General features: G+C 64.8%; 20 protein-coding genes. 14 read left to right on the top strand and 6 right to left on the bottom strand.

The window, feature by feature from the left end:
• Positions 1–5 precede the first annotated feature (5 nt).
• Both AB3X86_RS25065 and AB3X86_RS25060 read left to right on the top strand, forming a co-directional pair.
• The gene (locus AB3X86_RS25065) at positions 6–143 is read left to right on the top strand and encodes a hypothetical protein (RefSeq protein WP_013092287.1); all 138 of its coding nucleotides are present in this window, start codon (positions 6–8) and stop codon (positions 141–143) included.
• A 437-nt stretch (positions 144–580) separates the two neighbouring features.
• Positions 581–1,012, top strand: coding sequence for a response regulator (locus AB3X86_RS25060; RefSeq protein ID WP_176106654.1), 432 nt, complete (start codon positions 581–583; stop codon positions 1,010–1,012).
• A 110-nt stretch (positions 1,013–1,122) separates the two neighbouring features.
• Here the strand turns inward: AB3X86_RS25060 and AB3X86_RS25055 are convergent, their stop codons facing one another.
• Both AB3X86_RS25055 and AB3X86_RS25050 read right to left on the bottom strand, forming a co-directional pair.
• Positions 1,123–1,914 carry a DUF4410 domain-containing protein gene (locus AB3X86_RS25055; protein WP_368598113.1) on the bottom strand — a complete coding sequence of 264 codons (792 nt, stop codon included), beginning with the start codon at positions 1,912–1,914 and terminating at the stop codon, positions 1,123–1,125.
• Between the two features lie 645 nt (positions 1,915–2,559).
• A complete protein-coding gene (locus AB3X86_RS25050) occupies positions 2,560–3,012 on the bottom strand; it encodes a hypothetical protein (RefSeq protein ID WP_368598112.1) in 453 nt (150 codons plus the stop codon).
• Between the two features lie 344 nt (positions 3,013–3,356).
• Here AB3X86_RS25050 and phaP point away from each other — a divergent pair, with 344 nt between their 5' ends.
• From phaP to AB3X86_RS25035, 3 genes are all read left to right on the top strand, one after another.
• Entirely contained in the window at positions 3,357–3,779 is a 423-nt protein-coding gene (phaP, locus tag AB3X86_RS25045; RefSeq protein WP_368598111.1) for a TIGR01841 family phasin, read from the top strand.
• Positions 3,780–4,197: 418 nt separating this feature from the next.
• Complete coding sequence (locus AB3X86_RS25040) at positions 4,198–4,656, top strand: DUF2844 domain-containing protein (RefSeq protein ID WP_368598110.1); 459 nt, start codon at positions 4,198–4,200, stop codon at positions 4,654–4,656.
• Positions 4,657–4,667: 11 nt separating this feature from the next.
• On the top strand, positions 4,668–5,957 hold the full coding sequence (locus AB3X86_RS25035) for a DUF3443 domain-containing protein (RefSeq protein ID WP_368598109.1): 1,290 nt from the start codon (positions 4,668–4,670) through the stop codon (positions 5,955–5,957).
• A 54-nt stretch (positions 5,958–6,011) separates the two neighbouring features.
• Here the strand turns inward: AB3X86_RS25035 and AB3X86_RS25030 are convergent, their stop codons facing one another.
• Complete coding sequence (locus AB3X86_RS25030) at positions 6,012–7,112, bottom strand: putative zinc-binding metallopeptidase (RefSeq protein ID WP_176106648.1); 1,101 nt, start codon at positions 7,110–7,112, stop codon at positions 6,012–6,014.
• A gap of 285 nt (positions 7,113–7,397) precedes the next feature.
• Here AB3X86_RS25030 and AB3X86_RS25025 point away from each other — a divergent pair, with 285 nt between their 5' ends.
• The 5 genes from AB3X86_RS25025 to AB3X86_RS25005 all read left to right on the top strand — a co-directional run bounded on the left by AB3X86_RS25025 (position 7,398) and on the right by AB3X86_RS25005 (position 15,281).
• On the top strand, positions 7,398–10,883 hold the full coding sequence (locus AB3X86_RS25025; RefSeq protein ID WP_368598108.1) for a DUF2126 domain-containing protein: 3,486 nt from the start codon (positions 7,398–7,400) through the stop codon (positions 10,881–10,883).
• A 68-nt stretch (positions 10,884–10,951) separates the two neighbouring features.
• The gene (locus AB3X86_RS25020; protein ID WP_368598107.1) at positions 10,952–13,543 is read left to right on the top strand and encodes a circularly permuted type 2 ATP-grasp protein; all 2,592 of its coding nucleotides are present in this window, start codon (positions 10,952–10,954) and stop codon (positions 13,541–13,543) included.
• Positions 13,540–14,430 carry a transglutaminase family protein gene (locus tag AB3X86_RS25015; protein WP_176125908.1) on the top strand — a complete coding sequence of 297 codons (891 nt, stop codon included), beginning with the start codon at positions 13,540–13,542 and terminating at the stop codon, positions 14,428–14,430. Before AB3X86_RS25020 ends, AB3X86_RS25015 begins: the two co-directional genes overlap by 4 nt.
• A gap of 75 nt (positions 14,431–14,505) precedes the next feature.
• Positions 14,506–14,733, top strand: coding sequence for a hypothetical protein (locus tag AB3X86_RS25010; protein ID WP_368598106.1), 228 nt, complete (start codon positions 14,506–14,508; stop codon positions 14,731–14,733).
• Positions 14,734–14,981: 248 nt separating this feature from the next.
• A complete protein-coding gene (locus tag AB3X86_RS25005) occupies positions 14,982–15,281 on the top strand; it encodes a hypothetical protein (RefSeq protein ID WP_368598105.1) in 300 nt (99 codons plus the stop codon).
• Here AB3X86_RS25005 and AB3X86_RS25000 read toward each other — a convergent pair.
• A complete protein-coding gene (locus AB3X86_RS25000) occupies positions 15,278–15,961 on the bottom strand; it encodes a winged helix-turn-helix domain-containing protein (RefSeq protein WP_368598104.1) in 684 nt (227 codons plus the stop codon). The two genes, AB3X86_RS25005 and AB3X86_RS25000, sit on opposite strands and share 4 nt — an antisense overlap.
• Positions 15,962–16,247: 286 nt before the next feature.
• Here AB3X86_RS25000 and AB3X86_RS24995 point away from each other — a divergent pair, with 286 nt between their 5' ends.
• Positions 16,248–16,817 carry a phosphatase PAP2 family protein gene (locus AB3X86_RS24995; RefSeq protein WP_368598103.1) on the top strand — a complete coding sequence of 190 codons (570 nt, stop codon included), beginning with the start codon at positions 16,248–16,250 and terminating at the stop codon, positions 16,815–16,817.
• 57 nt (positions 16,818–16,874) lie between these two features.
• Here AB3X86_RS24995 and AB3X86_RS24990 read toward each other — a convergent pair whose 3' ends face one another.
• Entirely contained in the window at positions 16,875–17,804 is a 930-nt protein-coding gene (locus AB3X86_RS24990; RefSeq protein WP_368598102.1) for a LysR family transcriptional regulator, read from the bottom strand.
• Positions 17,805–17,891: 87 nt separating this feature from the next.
• Here AB3X86_RS24990 and AB3X86_RS24985 point away from each other — a divergent pair, with 87 nt between their 5' ends.
• A complete protein-coding gene (locus tag AB3X86_RS24985; protein WP_368598101.1) occupies positions 17,892–18,425 on the top strand; it encodes a hypothetical protein in 534 nt (177 codons plus the stop codon).
• 275 nt (positions 18,426–18,700) lie between these two features.
• On the top strand, positions 18,701–19,513 hold the full coding sequence (locus AB3X86_RS24980) for a DUF4377 domain-containing protein (RefSeq protein ID WP_368598100.1): 813 nt from the start codon (positions 18,701–18,703) through the stop codon (positions 19,511–19,513).
• Between the two features lie 58 nt (positions 19,514–19,571).
• Here the strand turns inward: AB3X86_RS24980 and AB3X86_RS24975 are convergent, their stop codons facing one another.
• A complete protein-coding gene (locus AB3X86_RS24975; protein ID WP_176106638.1) occupies positions 19,572–19,862 on the bottom strand; it encodes a hypothetical protein in 291 nt (96 codons plus the stop codon).
• A gap of 110 nt (positions 19,863–19,972) precedes the next feature.
• Here AB3X86_RS24975 and AB3X86_RS24970 point away from each other — a divergent pair, with 110 nt between their 5' ends.
• Positions 19,973–20,938, top strand: a complete 966-nt coding sequence (locus AB3X86_RS24970) for a GlxA family transcriptional regulator (RefSeq protein ID WP_176369154.1) — start codon at positions 19,973–19,975, stop codon at positions 20,936–20,938.
• Positions 20,939–20,942 lie beyond the last annotated feature (4 nt).

Here is a 20,942-nt window from a genome sequence, read left to right as displayed (position 1 = left end):
ACACCATGAAAGTCGTCGACGAACAGTTCAATCATCCCCAGCCCGTCAAGCACAGCGATAACGAAAAGAGCAAGCTGCCGCAGCGCGCCGCCGATGCGCAGCGGCCGAAGAAGAAACCCGAAGGCGAGCCGCCGGTCGAGTGACGCGGGGCGGCACCACGCCGTTCAATTCGCGCGTAAATGCTAAAACGCTGCCAGGCCCGAAAGCCTGGCAGCGTTTTAGTCATGCATGCGAGTCGCCCGGCACGGGCGACCGACATCGCGTCAGACGATCGGAAGTCGGTGCTGACCGACAACAGGAACGTACGCGGCGCGCCCTGGGTCAGGTACGGTCCGCGCGAGGAACGAAAGGTCCGGCCCGATTATCGTTCAAATGCGAATCGTTCCTATTGAAGAACTGCGGAAGAATTGCGGAAGAACTGCGGCAGAACTGCGGCAGAACTGCGACGATTTACCGGACAGATGGCAAAAGTGGGTGTTTCTGATGGCGTCATGACGCCGTGATGCGCGGGTTTGACGGCACCGCGAGGACGGTACAGCGTTTGCTACCCGCCCAAAGGTTTAACCGCAGGCCGCCATACATGTCACGAAATTCGACTACCTGCCAGAGATGGAGCGCCCGAGAGGTCCAGCTATTGCACGACGTGCCGCGCGTGCTCGTCGTCGACGACAACGAGAGCGCCGCCGAAGCGCTTGCCACCTGGCTGTCCTACGAGGGCGTCGAGGCGCGCGCCGCGACCGGCTGCACGGCGGCGCTGCGCTGCGTGCGCAACTGGGTTCCCGACGTCGTCGTACTCGACATCATGATGCCGGAGCGCGACGGCTACGAAACGGCGAGCGCGCTGCGCCGCTATCTGCCGACGCACAGCCTCGGCATCGTCGCGTTCACGTCGCTGGACGAAGATCATGTGAGGGAAACCGGCCGCGAGCGTCACAATTTCGACGGCTATTGCCAGAAGGGCACTGCGCCTGCCGCGCTGCTCGCATTGTTGCGAGGGCTGTGGCGCGGATGAAGACGGCGCCCGCGTCGATAAAAAACGCGGCGGCGTGGACATCTCTCCACACCGCCGGGCTTGTCAACCGCGCTTTTCAGTCGGGCGCGCAACCGGCCGCGCTCAACCGCTCAGCTCTTGCGCGCGGCCGGCATCCAGCCGGCTTCGACACCGAACTGCGCGATCTGTTTCGCGACCGCATCGGCTAGGCGCTTTGCATCGTCCGACACGCCCGCGCGCTTCGTTTCGGTCACGCCGTGCAGGCCTGCGCCGGCTGCTGCCGCGGTCGCGACGGTGCCGGCCGCCGCGCCGACCCCGGCGGTTTCGACCATGCCCGGCATCTTGCCGCTGTCCGCGTTGGCCGTGAAGCTCTGCACGACGCGCGGCGCGCCCACAGCGGGTTGGTAGACGATCTGCACCGCGCTGCTCACCTCGCTCTTGCCCGCGCCGAGCCCGATCAGCGTGCGGCGGCGGCGATTGCCGGCGTCGATCGTCTCGAAGCTGCCTTGCACGAGCAGCACGTTCTGGCCGGCGGGCACCGGCGCGTCGGCGCGCACCGCGTGCAGACCCATCGCCTGCAGCTGATGGACGATCTCGTCGGCGACCTGCTCGCGCACCTTGGTGGCATCGGCAACCTGCTTTTGCGCGTCCGACGAACCCGACATCTGCGTCTTCAGTTTCTGCAGCATGCCGCTGTTATCGAGCTTGACCTGCTGCGGATCGGCATCGAACGTGTACACGTAGATCGTGTCCGGATGCATCGTCGACTGCGTGCCTGCGTCGGCCGTCGCGGACGTGCTCGTCGCGCTCAGATTCGTGACGCTGGCGCCGGCGCAGCCGCTCAGCAGCGCGCTGCCGCACACGAGTGCCATGCAGGTGAAACGGGCGGCGTTCTTTTTGATGAAATTCACTGAAGTCAACATGATGATCCTGTCGTCGGCACGCGGTGCCAGTGGGTTCGAGTCCATCGCCGATGATCGGGCAACCGTGGGATCGTCGATCATCGGCGAAGGGATTCGCACGTGAAGCCTTTCGATCTCATGCGTCTGTGATTCGTCACGCACCGGCAGCGAACGAAGTATGGGCGAGCGGCCCGCCGAACTCCATTCAACAATTATTTCGAGCGATGTCACGGCGACATGAAGGCGCGAAGCGCGGGGAGCCGCGGCGAAGCGCGACACGAAACGGCGGAAGAGCAACACCAAGAAGAGAGGGCGCGGAGATCGAGCCGCCGATCAGTTCAAAGCGAGTTTGACGATGCAGCAAAGCACGAACACGAGCAGGGCGGCGGCAATGGCCATGTCCATTGGATAGCGCATTCCTTCACCCTGTCCTGACGTTGCGGAGCTCCTATCGTAATCACCTGACGGAAGATGGAAAGCGCCAGTGAAGCGCCAATGTGGGACAGGCAACGAAGACCCGCAAAGCCGCGCAGAGCGGGCTGCGGGAGCGCTTCCACCCATCGGCGAGAGGCGGCGACGCACCGATCGCTCGATTGCGCTCGCATGCTTCGGCGCAAAAAAAGCGCCGCGTGGCGCGGCGCTCCATTCGCAATTCGCGACGAAGATTTATTGCGCTTGCGCGGCTGGCAGACCCGGCGGCGTGCCATGCGGCGCCTTGTTCACCGCAGCGAGATCTTCGGCGAGAGTCGTGCGCAGTGTCGCAATAGCTTGCTCGGGATTGGCGGGCTTCAGCTGCTCGCGCGCCAGCGAGTCGTACACGTAGTGGCGCAGCATCGGGTCCTGGGTCTTGTTCAACACGTCGTGGTAGACCGCGACGATCTCGCCTTGACGGCCGCTCAGCGCATACAGACGGCGCAGTTGTTCGAGATCGTTGATCACCGCGAAAGCTGGACTCGGATGACCCATCATCGGACCATGCCCCGGCGGCCCGTCGCCGCGCGGACCGCCGTCGTGCATCGCGGCGGGCGGGGGCGGTGGCATGCCGTCGTCGGCAAGCGCGTTCGTCGCGATGATGCCAAGAACCGCGGCCACGGCCGCGCTGAGGATTGCTTTTCTCATGATGTCGCTCCCAGCGAAAACAGCGCCGGCGCCACGATGGACCGGCTCCTCGCAACGATAGTCGACACGCTGATCCGCCGGGTTACGAAAGCCATTCAGTAACTTTCCGAGCCTTTCGAAGCACGCGCGACGCGACGCACGTCACCGCGCACGAATTTGCGTCAGGGTGAGCGCCGCTGGCGCAACGCAGCCGGATAGCGCATGATTGCTGCGATGTGCCGTGCGACCCCCAAAAGCACGTCGCCGTGGCGGCACGCGCGGCACACGCAGCCGCCGGCATCGGCGTCGCGCCTGGTGCGGGCGGCGCAGAGGCGATGAGTCTTCAACCGCAAGGAGGATTTCGCATGGACCGACCCGATGCAGCCAATCCGTTTGGCGATCTGACCAAAATGCTGGAACAGTTCAAGCTCCCCGGCTTCGACGTACCCGCCATCATGGAAGCACGCCGCAAGGACATGGAAGCGCTGGTTCAGGCGAATCAGACAGCATTCCAGGGGATGCAGTCGCTCGCGCAGAAACAGGCCGAGATGCTGCGCAGCACGCTGGGCGAGTTGCAGGCACTGACTGCGCAACTCACCGCGGCCGGCGCCGCGCCGTCGAGCAAAACCGCGGAGCTGATCCAGCAGAGCCTGCACAAATCGCTCGCCGATATGCAGCAGCTTGCGCAAGCCGCGTATCAGACGCAGGCGGAGTCGTATGCGGTGATCGCGAAACGCGTAGAGGAGAATGTGCAGGAGCTGAAGTCGCTTCTTGAGCAGAAGAAGTAGCGCACGCCGCGAGTTCCGAACCATCTATGTCGCGGAGGTCCGTCAAGCCCTCCGCGATTTTTTCGCCCGTTATTCGGTAGACGCTTACATCGATAAAAAAACGCTCCCCTCATTCACAGCTTCTACGCGCGACGACCGAAATTTCCGCAGCCTGCTGCTTCTAAATATCAGAAGAAAACCAAGGCATTGTCGCCAAAAGACTTTGTCCGCACTGATCGAGCGTAGTCGAACGATCCAGCAGCCTCCAAAGGCTCGAATCGCGCAGCAAACGATTGCCGCGCGCCATTCCCCTGACTTAAAGTTTCGCCCCGCCTTTCCGTAGACGCATTCACGCAGCCCAACCGGCGTGAAGGCAGCCCGGCCTAGCCGGTCAGGTGTGCGCCCCTCGTTTCGCGTTTTCACCTGGGAAGGAAATCTCTTGAATCCGAAGCTTGTTACCCGCATTGCCTGCGCAGTGCTCGGGGCATGCTGCGCGTTGCCGTTCGCCGCGCACGCGACGCTCGGCCAGAACGCCAGCACCGTCGACGCCGATCAGACGCGCCTGCACGCAGTCGCTCATGCGGCCAGCGCACAGGGCGCCTATTCGGTGCACGCGCTGACGCTGCCGTCCGGCACCCACGTGCGCGAATTCGTGGCGGCCAACGGCATCGTGTTCGGCGTCGCGTGGGATGGCCCGACGCTGCCCGATCTGAAGGCGATGCTCGGCGCATCGTTCGACGCCTACGTCGCCGCCAGCGCGACGCGTCGCGGCGTGCCGCTCGCGGTGTCGAACAGCGATCTCGTAGCGTTCTCGAGCGGCCATCTGCGCGCCTTCACCGGCTACGCGTATCTGCCGCAGGCGGTGCCGGGCGGCGTCGATGTCAGCGTCATTCAATAACGGAGCGAATCATGCGATTCAGGTCTTCGTGGATGACTCGGCTGGGCGCGACGCCCGTCGTGGTTCTGGCGCTGCTGCTGAGCGCGTGCGGCGGCGGTGGTGATGGCGGCAGCGCGAGCACCACGGCCAATTCGAGCACGTCCGGGAGTTCGACCGGCTCATCGGGTTCGACCGTGACCAATACGTCGCCGTCGCCGCAGGTGCTGGCCGCCAACGCGGTGCGCGTGACGGTCGACTCGGGCATCAGCAACGTGCCGAACATGCCGTTCGTCAGCATCACGATCTGCGCGCCCGGCACCGGTAATTGCCAGACGATCGATCACGTGCTCGTCGATACCGGCTCGTGGGGCGTGCGCGTGTTCGCATCGCAACTGCCCGCGTCGATGAGCCTGCCGCAGCAGAAGGACGGCGCGGGCAATTCCGTCGCCGAATGCATGCAGTTCTTCGACGGCTATACGTGGGGCGCGGTGAAGCTCGCCGATGTGCAGATCGCCGGCGAGAAAGCCGCGTCGCTGCCGATCCAGCTGATCGATCCGGGCTACGCATCCCTGCCAAGCGATTGCGCGGCCGTCGGCGCGCCGCGCAATACGCCGGCCAGCTTGCAGGCGAACGGCATTCTCGGCATCGGCGTGTTCAAGCACGACTGCGGCGCGAGCTGCGTGCAGCAGGCGATTCCCGCGACCTACTACGGTTGCAGCGGCGCCAACTGCACGTCGATACCGCTCGCGGAGACGTATCAGGTCGCCAATCCGGTGCCGTACTTCGCGACCGACAACAACGGCTCGATGCTCAGTCTGCCGACCGTGTCGGGCGGTGCGCCATCGGTGTCGGGGCAACTCGTGTTCGGCATCGGCACGCAGGGCAACAATGCGCTCGGCGCGGCGCAGGTGATCGGCGTGAGTCCGTCGAACGGCACGTTCACGACGGTGCAGAACGGCACCACGTACACGCGCAGCATTGTGGACAGCGGCTCGACGGGACTCTTCTTCCAGACCACCTTGCTGCCAGCCTGCGCGAGTCCGAACAGCGCGTATTACTGCCCGAGCTCGACGCAGCAGTTGAGCGCGATGATCGAAGGCGTGAACGGCACGACGAGCGCGGTGACGTTCAACGTCGGCAATGCGATGTCGATCGCACAGACTTATAGCGGCGACTCGGCATTGCCGCTGCTCGCGGGACCGGCGTTCGTGACATCGACGGTGTTCGATTGGGGGCTGCCGTTCTTTTATGGCCGCAACGTCTATGCGGCGATCGAGCAGCAGTCGACGCCGGGTGGGAAGGGGCCTTATGTGGCGTACTGAAGCGATGACCGTGTGATGAAAGCCCGCTGCCGGTTGATCCGACAGCGGGCTCTTTTATGCGCTCATGTGCTCGCGGTCGCTCCGGTTGTCGCGCTTGCCGCCCGCCGCCGCGATCACGCGATGCACGAAGCGCAGCTTGTCGACCACCGGCGCGGCGAGCGTGAACGGATAGCCGTCGGGCATGCCCAGACTGCGGTTCAGGCTGTTCAGCGCGTACGTGAGTGGAAACCAGCGCTTCATCAGATTGCCGAAGCTCGCATCCTCGACCGGCGTGCGGTCGGTCAGCGTCGGCTCGCTCGGATCGTCGGGCAGCAGCGCGAGTCCGTACGACGTCGAGGTATCGAGCACATCGACGATCAGCAGATAGTGCGCCCACGTCTCCGCCCAGTCTTCCCACGGATGCATCGTTGCGTACGCGCTGATGTACGACGCCTGCCAGTCGGCCGGCGCACCGTCGCGATAGTAGTCGTTCAGCGCTTCGCCGTAGTCGGCCTGCTCGTCGCCGAACAGCTTGCGAAACGGTTCGAGCCAGCGCGGCTCGTTTTCGATCAGCTGGCTGAAGAAGTAGTGGCCGGTCTCGTGGCGGAAGTGGCCGAGCAGCGTGCGGTACGGCTCGCCCATCGCGGTGCGCACTTTCTCGCGATGCGCGTCGTCGGCCTCGGCGATGTTCAGCGTGATCAGCCCGTTGTCGTGACCGGTCATCACCGGCTCGCCATCGCCGCCGTCGGCGAGAAATTCGAAGGCGAGACCGCGCTCGGGGTCCGCGTCGCGCGATTGCACATCGAGGCCAAGTTCGCCCAGTGTGTACAGCAGGCGCCGTTTCGCGACTTCGAGCCGGTACCAGTAGAGCCGGTTTTCCGGTTCGCTCAGGTTCGGAATCGTGCGAGTCAACTGACAGGCGCGGCACAGCGTGTCGGGCGAATCGGCGGGGATCATCCAGTTGCAGACGTTTTCGACCGCGTAGTTGTGGCATTGCCGGAACAGCGCGCCGTTGGCCTCCGGATGCAGGCTGCGCCAGCGGCCGTCGCCAGCGTCTTCGAACGCGCTGATTTCGCGCAGTTCGGGGAGATAGCCGAGCAGCGACTCGCAGCGCTCGCAGCGGACGTTCTCGTAGAACAGCAGTTGCGCGCAGCGATTGCAGTGGAAGGTTTTCATCGGGCCGGCCTTGTGATCAGTGCGATGTCGGTTGCGGTGACGAACGATCGCAATCTTCATGCCGCGATTGCCAGACGTCACCGCTTTAACGCACAGTACGGTCATGATCGTGCATCGGTGCTGCGCCGCTTTGGTGCACGGTCCGACGTAGCCCAACGGCAAGACAACAGATACGCAAAACGCACACGCAATTCAGGCAACACCAAACGATTCACACGAGTTTGACCAGCAACGGCATAGAGCTTGCTTTTTTGGCGGGCTGCACCTTTCGTCGAGGAGTCCGGAGTGTCCATACGCGTCGCCTTGCATCACGTTACTCATTACCGCTACGACAGACTGGTTACGCTGTCGCCCCAAGTGGTGAGGCTGCGGCCCGCGCCGCATTGCCGTACGCCGATCCTGTCGTACTCGATGCGCGTCGAACCCGCGAGGCACTTCATCAACTGGCAGCAGGACGCGTTCGCGAACTATCAGGCGCGGCTGGTGTTTCCCGAGCAGACGCGCGAGTTCAAGGTAAGCGTCGACCTGGTCGCCGAGATGGCCGTCTACAACCCGTTCGACTTCTTCCTCGAACCATCGGCCGAGCGGTTTCCGTTCGACTACGCACCGGAACTCGCAGCCGAACTCGCGCCCTACTGCGTGAAACGGCCGATGACGCCGCGCTTCGCCGAGTTCGTCGCGAGCATCGACCGCACGCCGGCCGGCACCGCGAACTTCCTGGTGGCGCTGAACCAGCGGGTGCAACGCGAAATTCGCTATCTGATCCGGATGGAGCCGGGCGTTCAGTCGCCCGAGGAAACCTTGGTCAACGCGTCGGGCTCGTGCCGCGATACGGGCTGGCTGCTCGTCGAGACGCTGCGGCAACTGGGCTTCGCGGCGCGCTTCGTGTCCGGCTATCTGCTGCAGCTCGCGCCCGACGTCAAATCGATCGACGGCCCGAGCGGCACCGAGGTCGACTTCACTGACCTGCACGCGTGGTGCGAGGTCTATCTGCCGGGCGCGGGCTGGATCGGGCTCGATCCGACCTCGGGGCTGCTCGCCGGCGAAGGCCATATTCCGGTCGCCTGCACGCCGGAGCCGGGCAGCGCGGCGCCGATCTCGGGCGCGGTCGACGAATGCGAGGTCGAATTCGGACACACGATGTCGATCGAACGCGTGCTGGAGTCGCCGCGCGTCACGAAGCCGTACAGCGAAGCCGCTTGGCGCGACGTGCTGAAGATGGGCGCGCGGGTCGACTATGAACTCGCCGACATGGACGTGCGACTGACGATGGGCGGCGAGCCGACCTTCGTGTCGGTGCGCGATCGCGATGCCGCCGAATGGAACACCGACGCGCTTGGACCCACCAAGCGCGGCTACGCGGTCGCGCTGATGGACCGATTGCGCGAACGCTACGGCGCGAACGGCTTCCTGCATATCGGCCAGGGCAAGTGGTATCCGGGCGAGCAGCTGCCGCGCTGGGCGATGTCCCTGTACTGGCGCGCCGACGGCGAACCATGCTGGCGCAACCCGGCCCTGTTCGCCGATGAACGGGAGCCTGGCCGCTACACGGCCGGCGACGCGCAACGCTTCATCGCGCATCTGGCGGCGAAGCTATCGCTCGACGCGGACTGCATCCAGCCCGGCTACGAGGACACCTGGTACTACCTGTGGCGCGAGCGTCGCCTGCCGGTCAACGTCGATCCATTCGACGCGCGCCTCGACGACGAACTCGAACGCGTGCGGCTGCGCCGCGTGTTCGACGCCGGGCTCGCGAGTCCGGCCGGCTACGTGTTGCCGCTCGGCCGCGAGCGCGGCGCGCCGGGCATCGCGGCGAGGTGGATCACGGGCCGCTGGTTCTTCCGCGACGAACGCATGTATCTGATCCCCGGCGATTCACCGATGGGCTACCGGCTGCCGCTCGATTCGCTGCCGTGGGTGTCGAAGACCGACTATCCGTATCAGCACGCGCACGATCCGTTCGCGCCGCCGCAGCCGTTGCGCACGGCTGCGCAGTTGCGCGTGCAGTACGAAGACGGGCGCGAGAGCCGGCAGATCGCCGAGGAACAGACCCGCGCGCGGCAGGCGGCCGCGCTGTCGCTGTCGGCGGCCGATCTGCTGAGCGGCATGCCGCAAGGCGGCGTGCTCGCGTATGCGCCGCCGCTCCATGACGAAGCGCTGCCGGCGCGTGGCGAATCGTCGAAGGACACGCTGCGCACCGCGGTGTGCGTCGAGGCACGCGACCCGAAGCGCGCGGCCGGCCCGAAAGCCGAAGCCGATTCCTTCGGCAGCGGCCGCACGCTGCTGCACGTGTTCATGCCGCCGCTGACCGATCTCGACGACTATCTCGACCTGCTTGCCGCGGTCGAAGCGACGGCCGAGGAGCTGAAGATGCAGATCGTGCTCGAAGGCTATCCGCCGCCGCGCGATCCGCGCCTGAAGGTGCTGCAAGTGACGCCGGACCCCGGCGTGATCGAAGTCAACATTCATCCGGCCGCGAACTGGGACGAGCTCGTCGATCACACCGAGTACCTGTATCAGTCGGCCGCGCACAGCTATCTGAGCAGCGAGAAGTTCATGCTCGACGGGCGCCACACCGGCACCGGCGGCGGCAATCACTTCGTGCTCGGAGGTGCGACGCCGGCCGACAGCCCGTTCCTGCGCCGGCCCGACCTGCTCGCGAGCCTGATCGCGTACTGGCACAACCATCCGTCGCTGTCGTATCTGTTTTCGGGGCTGTTCATCGGACCGACGAGCCAGGCACCGCGCGTCGACGAAGCGCGCAACGACCAGGTCTACGAACTCGAAATCGCGTTCGCCGAGTTGCAACGGCAGGTCGATCTGCTCGGCGGCCGCGACAGCGGCAACCTGCCGCCGTGGATGATCGATCGCGCGCTGCGCAACATCCTGATCGACGTGACCGGCAACACGCACCGCGCCGAGTTCTGCATCGACAAGCTGTATTCGCCCGACGGACCCGCAGGCCGCCTCGGTCTGCTGGAGCTGCGCGGCTTCGAGATGCCGCCGCACGCGCGCATGAGTCTGGTGCAGCAATTGCTGCTGCGCGCACTGGTCGCGCGATTCTGGCGCATGCCGTACACGCGGCGGCTCACGCGCTGGGGCACCGAGCTGCACGACCGCTTCCTGCTCGGCACCTTCGTAAAGATGGATTTCGACGACGTGCTCGCCGAACTCGGCGAAGCGGGCTTCGCCTTCGATAGCGCGTGGTTCGCGCCGCACTTCGAATTCCGCTTTCCGCTCGTCGGCGAGATGACGCTGAGCGGCATCGACCTGACGATCCGCAACGCGCTCGAACCGTGGCACGTGATGGGCGAGGAGGGCTCCGCCGGCGGCACGGTGCGCTATGTCGATTCGTCGGTCGAGCGGCTCGAAGTGCGCGCGCTCGGGTTGAACGGCAATCGTCACGTGCTGAGCGTCAACGGCGTGCCGGTGCCGCTGCAGCCGACCGGCCGCGTCAGCGAGTACGTGGCCGGCGTGCGTTTTCGCGCTTGGGCGCAATCGTCGGCGCTGCATCCGACGATCGGCGTGCACGCGCCGCTCACGTTCGACCTCGTCGACACCTGGAGCGGCCGCTCACTCGGCGGATGCCAGTATCATGTCGCTCATCCGGGCGGGCGCAACTATCAGACCTTCCCGGTCAACGCCTACGAGGCGGAAAGCCGGCGACGCGCGCGTTTCTTCCCGTCGGGTCATACGCCGGGACCGCTCGCCGTGGGCCGACCGCAACGCAGCCTCGAGTTTCCATTCACGCTCGATCTGCGCCACAGTTGAACAATACGCATCGCTGACACCACACGACCTTGGCCTTTCAATCGACCTTGCCCTTCGAAGCGTCCGCGATGCCGGCGGACGCTTCGTCCCTGTTGCGGTTGCTGCCGGGTCATGACGGACATTGGGACGAGCTGCGCGACGCGTCGGGCGCGCTGCGCGAGCCGTGGCGGCAGTTCTTCGCGCTGCTCGACGAGGACGGGGTGGCGCGGCTCGCGGACCATCACGCGTCGATCGCGCGGCAGATCCGCGACAACGACATCAGCTACAACGTCTACGCGGACAACGGCAAGTCGCGGCCCTGGGCGCTCGATCTGCTGCCGTTCCTGATCAGCGAGGCCGAGTGGGCGCAGCTCGAGCGCGGCGTCGCGCAGCGCGCGCGTCTGCTCAACGCGATCGTCGCCGATATCTACGGACCGCGGACGCTGCTCGAGCATGGGCAACTGCCGCCCGCGCTGGTGTTCGGCCATCCCGGCTATCTGCGTTCGGTGAAGGGCTTCACGCCGGCCGGTGGCCAGTATCTGCAGGTCGTCGCGCTCGATCTCGCGCGCACGCCGGGCGGCGAGTGGAGCGTGATCGCGCATCGCACCGAGGCGCCGTCCGGTCTCGGCTACGCGCTCGAAAACCGCCTGATCGTGTCGACGCTGCTCGCCGAGCCGTTCCGCTCGCTGCGCGTGAGCCGGCTCGCGCCGCTCTATTCGCAACTGATCGCGACGCTCGTGCAGGCCGCGCAAGCGACGATGCGCGACGAGGAAAGCACCGACGCTTCACCGCATATCGCGCTGCTCACGCCGGGGCCGTACAGCGAAACCTATTTCGAGCATGTGTTTCTCGCGCGCTATCTCGGCGTCACGCTAGTCGAAGGCAAGGATCTGACCGTGCGCGGCGACCGGCTCTATCTGAAGACCCTGGCAGGCCTCGAACGCGTGCACGTCGTGCTGCGCCGTCTCGACGACGCGTTCTGCGACCCGGTCGAGCTGCGCGCCGATTCGACGATCGGCGTGCCCGGGCTGTTGCAGGTGATGCGCGCGGGCAACGTGATCGTGTCGAACGTGCCGGGCTCGGGGTTCGCCGAGTCGCCGGCGTTGCACGGTTTCATGCCCGGTATCGCCGAAGCGTTGCTCGGCGAAGAGCTGCTGCTGCCCGGCGTGCCGACCTGGTGGTGCGGCGAACAGGCCGCGCGCGAGCATGCGTTCGCGCATCTCGACGACGCGTTGATCGTGCCGACCTGGCCGCTCGCGGGACGCGATGCGCCGCCCGGCGTCGAACGGGGCCGACAGCCGCTCGCGGCATGGCGCGAGCGCATCGACGCGTTGCCCGACGCGTTCACGATCCAGCAGGAGCAGCGCTTTTCCTGCACGCCGCGCTACGAGGAGGGCACGATCGGCGGGCGGCCGTCGGTGCTGCGCGTCTATGCGATCGCCGACGTCGACGGCGGCTGGCACGTGATGCCGGGCGGCTTCACCCGCATGGCCGCCGGGCGTCAGACCACGGTGTCCATGCAGCATGGCGGCAGCAGCGTCGATACCTGGGTGCTGTCGAGCCAGCCAAGCTCTACGTTCACGCTGCTGCCTTCGCCGATGCAGCCCGCCGACCTCACGCGCAAGCATCGCACGGTATCGAGCCGCGCCGCCGAGAACCTGTTCTGGGCGGGCCGCTACGGCGAGCGCGCGGAAAACAATGTGCGGTTGCTGCGGCTGATTCTCGGCTCGCTCGAAGGCAACGACGCCGACGCGATGTTCGCGACGCTGGTCGAACTCGCGACATGGTGCGGCCTCGTGCAGCCTGGCGACCTGGCGTCGCCGCACGGGCCGGCCTCGCCGCAGACCTTCGAGCGCGCGCTCGTCGCGAATCTCGGCGAGAGCGCGGGCAGTGTCAGCATCAGCCAGAACCTCAACTGCCAGGCGCGCGCGAACGGCGAGGTGCGTGGGCGGTTGTCGAACGATCATTGGCGCATGATCCTCGCGGCGCGCAACGACTTTCAGGATGCGTTGCAGGTGTTGCTGCCTGCCGTGGGCGCAGGCAACGGCGGCGCGGGCGCCGCGAGCAGCGGCAGTGCGTTCGATCGCTACGATCGCGTGACGCTCGCGAACGCGCTCGAACATCTGTCGGTGCAGCTTTCGGCGATCAGCGGCGCGCAGGGCGACCGCATGACGCGCGATGAAGCATGGCGGCTGCTGTTCGTCGGGCGTCATATCGAACGCGTCGCGACGATGGCCGCGTTCATGCGCGGCGTCGCCGCGAACGGCCAACTCGCGACGCCGGCCGGCTTCGATCTGCTGCTGCAAATGTTCGACAGCACGCTCACGTATCGCTCGCTGTACCCGGGGCGTTTCGAAGTGCCCGCGCTGCTCGATCTGCTCGTGATCGAACCGCACAATCCGCGCGGCATTTACGGCGTGTACGAGCGGCTGCGCAACAAGCTCGACGAGATCGCCATCGCGGCGGGCAGCGTGCGGCATCGGCCGTTCGCGGAGCTGCTGCCGCCGCTCGAGATGCTGCCGTCGCTCGGATCGCTGTGCGAGGTCGACGAACACGGCTCGTATGGCAAGCTGATTGCGCTGTGCGATCAGATCGGCGGCTTCGCCAATGCGGCCGCGCATGAAATCAGCGCGCGCTATTTCAGTCACGCGACCACGGTCGCCTCGCAGGTGTGGGTATGAAGCACGCGTCGACGGTGCTGTCGGTTTCGCATCGCACTACCTACCATTACTCGACGTATGTCGAAACCGCGCAGCATCTGGCGACGATCCGGCCGCTCGCGTGTCCGTGGCAGCGCGTGATCTCGCGCAGCGAGCGGATCGAGCCGGAGCCGTCGTATCGGCATAGCCGCATCGACGCGTTCGGCAACGACGTGCTGTATTTCGCGCTCGATACACCGCACGAGTGTCTGCAACTCGTCAGCGAGACCACGGTTGCGCTGACGCCGCGCTGGACCGACCTCGACGCCGAGGCCACCCCGCCTTGGGAGACGGTGGCCGAGGCGCTACGGTTTCGCGTGGGCGGCGCGTTCCGTCCAGAGGCGGAGTATTGCTTCGCGTCGCCCAATATCGCGCTGCGACCTTCTTTGCGCGCCTATGCGTTGCCGAGCTTCACGCCCGGCCGGCCGCTCGTTGTAGGTGCGATCGATCTGATGCATCGCATTCACGAGGACTTCGCGTACAAGCCGTCGGCGACACTGTTCGATACGCCGGCCGAACGCGCATTCGAACTGAAGAGCGGGGTGTGCCAGGATTTCGCGCAGGTGATGATCGGCTGCCTGCGCTCGCTCGGTTTGCCCGCGCGCTACGTCAGCGGCTATCTGCGCAACGATCCGCCGCCAGGCCATCCGCGTCTGATTGGCGCGGATGCTTCACACGCGTGGGTGTCGGTGCATTGTCCGGCCAGCGGCTGGATCGATCTCGATCCGACCAATGACGTGCTCGCCGACCTCGATCATGTGACGCTCGCGATCGGGCGCGATTACAGCGATGTGTCGTTGCTGCGCGGGACGATTCTCGGCGGCGGCGCGCATCGGATGGAAGTCGGCGTGACGGTGCTGGCGTTGTGAAGCGGGCGCGCTCGTTGCCGGTATTCGACTGAGTTCGGCCATAATGGAGAAAACGTCGCCGGAGTTCGCCCGCTCATGAAGCCTCTTTGCTTCGCAGCATTTCTCGTTTTCGCTGCCGGCTGCACGTCGACCTCGCCGCCGGCGAATCCTCAGGCGGCGCATGATACGAACGCCTACATACTGCACGCTCCCGACGCCGCTGCGAGACCACCGCGACTTACCGTCGGCACCAGCTATTCCGACACGCAACTGATACTGCCGTGGTTCCTCAACGATATTATCAACTTCGTGAACTATCGCTAGTCTGAAACTCTTTTCCAGAGAGCGGTCACAGCCAGCGACGCACAGACGCCTTGTAGGCCAGGTATTCCGACGGAAAGCGGCGTTCCAAATAGCGCTCTTCGCTTCAACTCGACCCTGGATGACGACGCACCGGGATTAGCGCCATAGCCCACGGTGCCGCTCCTGGCCGAAGCCAGCACTCATCTCGTGTCTGCCAGAAATCGCCGCACTTCGGCGGCTAACCAGTCGCGCAGCGCGCAGACCTTGGGATGATCGCGATTGCCGACGCGATAGACCAGATCATAGCCGCGCTCGACTTTCAGGCGAATGTCGGGAAACGGCGCGACGAGGAGTCCAGCCGCGATGTCATCGCCTACCAGGGCACTGCGTCCGAGGGCGTTCAGTTCCTTCAGCCGGTCTTCGGCATCGCCGCTGCATCGTTGATGTTCGGCGACAGGGCCGGTCCATCCCTCGTGGGCGGCGTGGCTCTCGTGCTGGCCGGACTCGCGCTCACGATGGTTCCTCGCAACGAGGTGGGTAACCGAGCTCGAAACGGCAACGTCCGCTAGCCAGCGAAGCGGACTTTCGAGTCGGGTGTTCTCAGACAATAGCCTGCGCCGCGTACCGTCACGATCCGTCCTGCTCCGATTTTTCGTCGCAAGCCACACACCTGCACTTCGATGGCATTGCTGGCGATTTCCTCGCGTGGATCGCATATCCTCGCTTCAAGTTCTGAGCGCGTGAAAACGCGCGTCGGGTCTTCGATCAGCGCCTGTAGCAGAGCGAACCCGCGCGGCGCCAGCGTGAGCAGCTCTCCATGCAGGGTGACTCGATGAGAGGCTGCATCCAGCATGAGGCCGTCGTACGCCAGAACGGGAACCGTCCGCACCACTCTGCGACGCGTCAACGCGCGTACGCGCGCCGCAAGCTCATCGACGTCGAACGGTTTGACCAGGTAATCGTCCGCGCCTGCGTCGAGTGCGGCAATACAAGTTTCCAGTTCTCTCTGTGCCGTCACGATGATGACGAAGGCATCGCCACCGCACTCTCGATAACGCTTTAACGCGTCAATAACGTCGATTCCAGACAGGTCGGGGTCGAGCATGACGAGGTCGTACAAGCTGCAGTCCGGCCAACTCATGGGCTCGCCAACGACACTCATCCAGTCGACGATATGGCCCGCACGTCGCAACGTATCCACGGCCGGCAGAGCGATCAACTCATCCTTTCCCATCAACAGCAACTGCATGGCAACAGATCCCTTGAATGCGCGTCGGTTGTTCGTCTTGTCCGGTTCGGCGCGATCGTAATGTAATCATGCTGAAGAATTGCTTAAGAGAAGCAGACTGGCGGGTCGCGAGGTTTGACGTCGCTGTTTGTCGTGTTTGGCGAGGAAGGTTTTCAGCACGGGTTGAAACCCGAAATCAAGGCATCGCTGCAGCGCGACAGGTTCCGTTAAGCGCAAACGTTCGCTATCGCGCCGATTGTTCGAAAATTATTGCGGACACTAGGATGACGGTTGTTTTCAAGCTTCGATGCACGCCAACGAACCGGCGTGCAAACCCAGCCAGCGTGGCGATTGGGAGCGTGAAATGGTCGTCGCGACGATCGCGAGCGGCCTTCTTGCGCTCGCGATATTCAGACTTATCTCCCATTATTTGCCATTCCGTACGCGGCCTCTTTTTAATCCTGAGCTACACCTGAATTTTCCATCGGGTGGTCTAGATGCGGCCGTGCTGCCAGCCTGGAGTTCCTTCCCGAGTGACCACGCGATGCTGTGGATTTCGGTCGCAACCGGGATCTTTCTGGTGTCGCGCGGCGTCGGTGTGCTCGCGCTTTTATACACCACGATCTTCATATGTCTGCCCCGCGTTTATCTCGGATGGCACTATCCGACCGACATAATCGCGGGTGCGGCGATCGGAGCGACCATCACATGGATAATGACTCGGGACGCCGTTAGGACACCTATTGCGGCGCCGATTCTGAGGTGGATGCACAGATTTCCCGGGCCCTCCTACACGCTGTCGTTTGCTTTGTGTTTTGAACTGGTCACGCAGTTCAACGAGCTGATATTTCTGGGGCGGTCGATATTACAGGGCTAATGCGTTGGAATCTGCTCCGAGGCCAGTCCATGGGCGAGGTGCTGTGAGATCAGGCAATCAGTGTCCATTCTGGGTACTTGCCGTGCGGCGCTTCACATGATCGATGAACGCACGCAGCTTCGGCATGATCTGCCGGCGGCTCGGATAGTAGAGAAACACGCCAGGGATCATCGGCGCATACGCATCCAGAACGCGTACGAGCTTTCCGGTTCGCAACCCCTCGGCGGCCATCGGCTCGGGTAGCTGGGCAAGGCCGATGCCTGCGTTCGCCGCACCCAGCATGCCCAGAAAATCGCTGGCGATGAAAGGACCGGAAACGGCGATTTCGAGCGGCTGGCCGTTGTCGTTGAACGACCACGACGCGAGCGCGCCGCTGGAGCGCCGCCAGCGAATGCAGGCATGCGTACGCAGATCGTCGATGTGTTCTGGGCGGCCGCGCGCCGCGAAATAGCCGGGACTCCCCACCACGACCAAGCGGAATGGTGCCGTCAACGGCACCGCGACCATGTCGGCGGCAACGAACTGGCCCAGTCGGATGCCGGCGTCGAAGCCTTCCGCCGCAAGATCGATCAGCTCCTTGCTGGCCGCAATCTCCACCTCGACCTCTGGATTGGCCTCGCAGAACGACGCGATCAGCGGCTCCAGCAGGATCGGCACGACCGCGCGCGGCACCGAAAGACGCAACAGGCCGGACGGCCGCTCGCCGAGTCCGCGCGCGACCTCGCTGGCGGCGACGAGTTCCTCGAAAGCGGGTTTGGCGCGCGCCAGAAAGCGCTCGCCGGCTTCGGTCAAGCCGACGCTGCGCGTCGTGCGAATGAAAAGCGTCGCGCCGATGCGCGCTTCGAGCACACGCACCGCCTGGCTGACTGCCGACGGCGTCACGCCGAGCGCCGCGGCGGCCCCGCGAAAACTGCGATGCTCGGCCACGCTGAGGAAGACTTCGACGCCGTCGAGTGCACCCTGCCTGACTGTGAAGTTCTGCTTCATAGCCTGTCAACATTGTGAGGAATAGTCGCTCGCGCGAGACGATGGTACACCTATCACCTGCGCATCCAACATTCGACAGGAGGCACCATGTCAGCGCGGCTTCTCTTTCAGATGCATCTCGTTCTGGGCTACGTTGCCTGGTTGTTGTGCTTCGGCACCTACGTGTGGCCGAAGCTCAGGTCGATGGCGCCGTTCGACGCGCAACGCGCGATCGCCACTTTGCACAGCTTCCGTTTCTTCGGACTCGCGTTCCTGCTGCCTGGCGTCGTCAGTCCGCAACTGTCCGCGAGCTTCGCCGCGTTCGCCGCTTATGGGGATTTCGCCACGGGCGTGCTCGCGATGCTGGCCTTGCTGACGGCGCGGATACGGCCGCTTTTCTGGTCGTTCGTGGTTGCTTTCAATGTGGTCGGTATGGCCGATCTGCTTGTCGACTACTACCACGCGACAGCGGCCGATCTACCCGCGCATTCAGGAGAACTGGGCGCGCTGTACGCGATCCCGATCATCTATGTGCCGACGCTGGCGATCACGCACGTTGCCGCCTTTTATCTGATGCTCCGTCCCCGGCTCAGGAGACTTCACGCCGCGCCTGCCGTGCGTCGCGACATCTCCAAGGCGTAGCCCGCGTTACCTGCCGCAGTTCGGTAACCTAACCAACAATCCAGGCAAACATCGAACAGCATATTTCCGCCATCTACCTGCGTTATGCTGTCGGTCGTCGAGTCGATTGCTCGCGGCCTGAGCGACGCAGGTGCGCAAACCCGGCGTAATGTGGCCGGGTGGTGACCTTCACTGGCTTTTCCGGCTTTCGGGCATGCGACCTGATGCTCGCGTCCCTTCGCCAGGCGACGCGGGCCAACGCCCGGAACAACCACTGAACTCACCGAGGTGCCGACGTGAAATACCGCTTGCTCCTGCTGCCGCTCGTTCTCGCCGCGTGCGCGCAGACACCCGAAGTGACAGCGCCGGCTCCCGCGCCGACCACGGCCGCGGCGAACCCGGCGGCGCCGACCGGCACCGATCAGCTGACCCGCTACCACTGGCAGCTGAGCAACGCGATCGACAGCCACGGCAACCGCATCGATGCGCTGTTCGCGCGCCCGGACAAACCGGTGCAACTGGACTTCAGTCCGTATCGGATCACCGTCGTCAATAGCTGCAACAACATGGGAGCGGGTTACACGGTGAGGAAGGGATATCTGCAGATCGGCCCGATGGTCACCACGATGATGGCCTGCAACGACCCCGCGCTTGCCGCACTCGACGATGCGATCTCGCAGCGAGTGCGCGGCAGCGTCAACGTGAACCTGCTCGCGCGCGACAACGGGCCGCGCCTGCAACTCGTCACGGATAACGGCGATACGCTGAGCTTTACCGGCGTGCCGACGGCCGAGACGCGCTACGGCGGCCCCGGTCAAATTGCGTTCCTGGAGGTGGCGCCGCAGTCGGTGCCGTGCACCCATCCGTTGATACCGGACGGGCAATGCCTGCTCGTGCGCGAACGCTTCTTCGACGAGCAGGGGCTGGCCACCGGCACGCCCGGTCCGTGGCAGCCGTTCAATCAGAATATCGAAGGCTATACGCACACGCCGGGCATCCGTAACGTGGTGCGCGTCAAGCGTTTTACGATCAGGAACCCGCCTGCCGACGGGCCGTCGGTGGCTTATGTACTGGACCTCGTGGTTGAATCCGAGAAGGTCGGGCAGTGATGCATCTGCAAGCGTGCCACCGGCCAGGCCGGCGGCACCGTTCATCCCGCCAGCAACATCAACCCTTCTGAATCAGCCGCCCGAGCGGCGCGAGCGGTCCCACCGGCAAATACTCATACTTCATCAGCCCGTCGGCCACGAGCGGCAACGCGTCGAGTATCGACCTGGCCTCGTCGACCGATGCGACGTTCATCAGGAAGATCGGCCCGGCCTTGTCGCGGAACCAGAACTGCTCGATCTTGCCGTCCAGATAGAACTGCAAAGTGGCCGGCACCTCGTGAGGCAAATGCTGCTGCAGCTTGTCCGGCGTGAGGGTCGGTTGTGCGGATGCGATGGCGAAAACTTTCATCAGTGACCTCCGTGGTCGACGTTCGTTGCGGTGTACAACGGAGTTCACTGTAGCCCTCGGCCGGAAAAAGCTGTATCGTCGCAAATGACAACTTTAGGGTCATTTACGCCATGCGCATCGCGATCCTCGCCCTGCAGGGGCTGTTCGACACCGGCCTCACCGTCATGCTCGACGCGTTCTCGCTCGCGAACCGGTTCGCGGCCGCGAAAATGGGCGGGCGGCCGCACTTCGATCTGTCGATCGTCGGCGTGCGCAGGAAGGTCCAGTCGGGGCAGGGGTTCGCCATCCCCGTGCAAGCGATCACCGCCGACCTGAGACCGGACTGGGTGATCATTCCCGCGCTCGGCACCGGCACACCGGAGCAACTGGTGCCGGCGCTCGAACGGCCGGACGTGCGCGACGCCACGGAGCAATTGCTTGCGTGGCATGCACAGGGCACGTTGCTCGCCGCGTCGTGCATCGGCACGTTCCTCGTCGCGGAAACCGGACTCCTCGATCATCGCGAAGCGACCACGACCTGGTGGCTGAGTCCATTGTTCCGGCAACGCTATCCGGCGGTGCTGCTCGACGAGTCGCGCATGCTGGTGCCAACGGAGGTCGGGGTGACGGCGGGCGCGGCGATGGGGCATCTCGATCTCGCGCTGTGGCTGATCCGTCGCGCGAGCCCCGAACTGGCCGCGCTCGTGTCGCGCTATCTGCTCGCGGATCTGCGCTCATCGCAGGCACCGTACATCATTCCCAACCACCTGGCGCAGGCCGATCCGCTGATTCAGCGCTTCGAGCGATGGGCGCGCGATCATCTGAAGGAAGGGTTCTCGCTGCAGCACGCGGCGGCCGCACTGGCGACGAGCGCGCGCACGCTGCAGCGTCGTTGCCAGGACGTGCTCGGCAAATCGCCGTTGGCGTACTTTCAGGATCTGCGTGTCGAGCATGCGCAGTCGCTGCTGCATGGCAGCGGCCTCGGCATCGACGCGATCGCGGCCGAGGTCGGTTATGTCGACGGTGCCACGTTACGCACGCTGTTGCGCCAACGACTCGGCAAAGGTGTGCGTGAGCTGCGTGCGGATCTGCGGTGAGGGC

Origin of the sequence: Paraburkholderia sp. BR14374 (assembly GCF_040948685.1) — a bacterium.
Lineage (GTDB): Bacteria > Pseudomonadota > Gammaproteobacteria > Burkholderiales > Burkholderiaceae > Paraburkholderia > Paraburkholderia youngii.
This window is presented reverse-complemented; position numbering and strand designations above follow the sequence as displayed.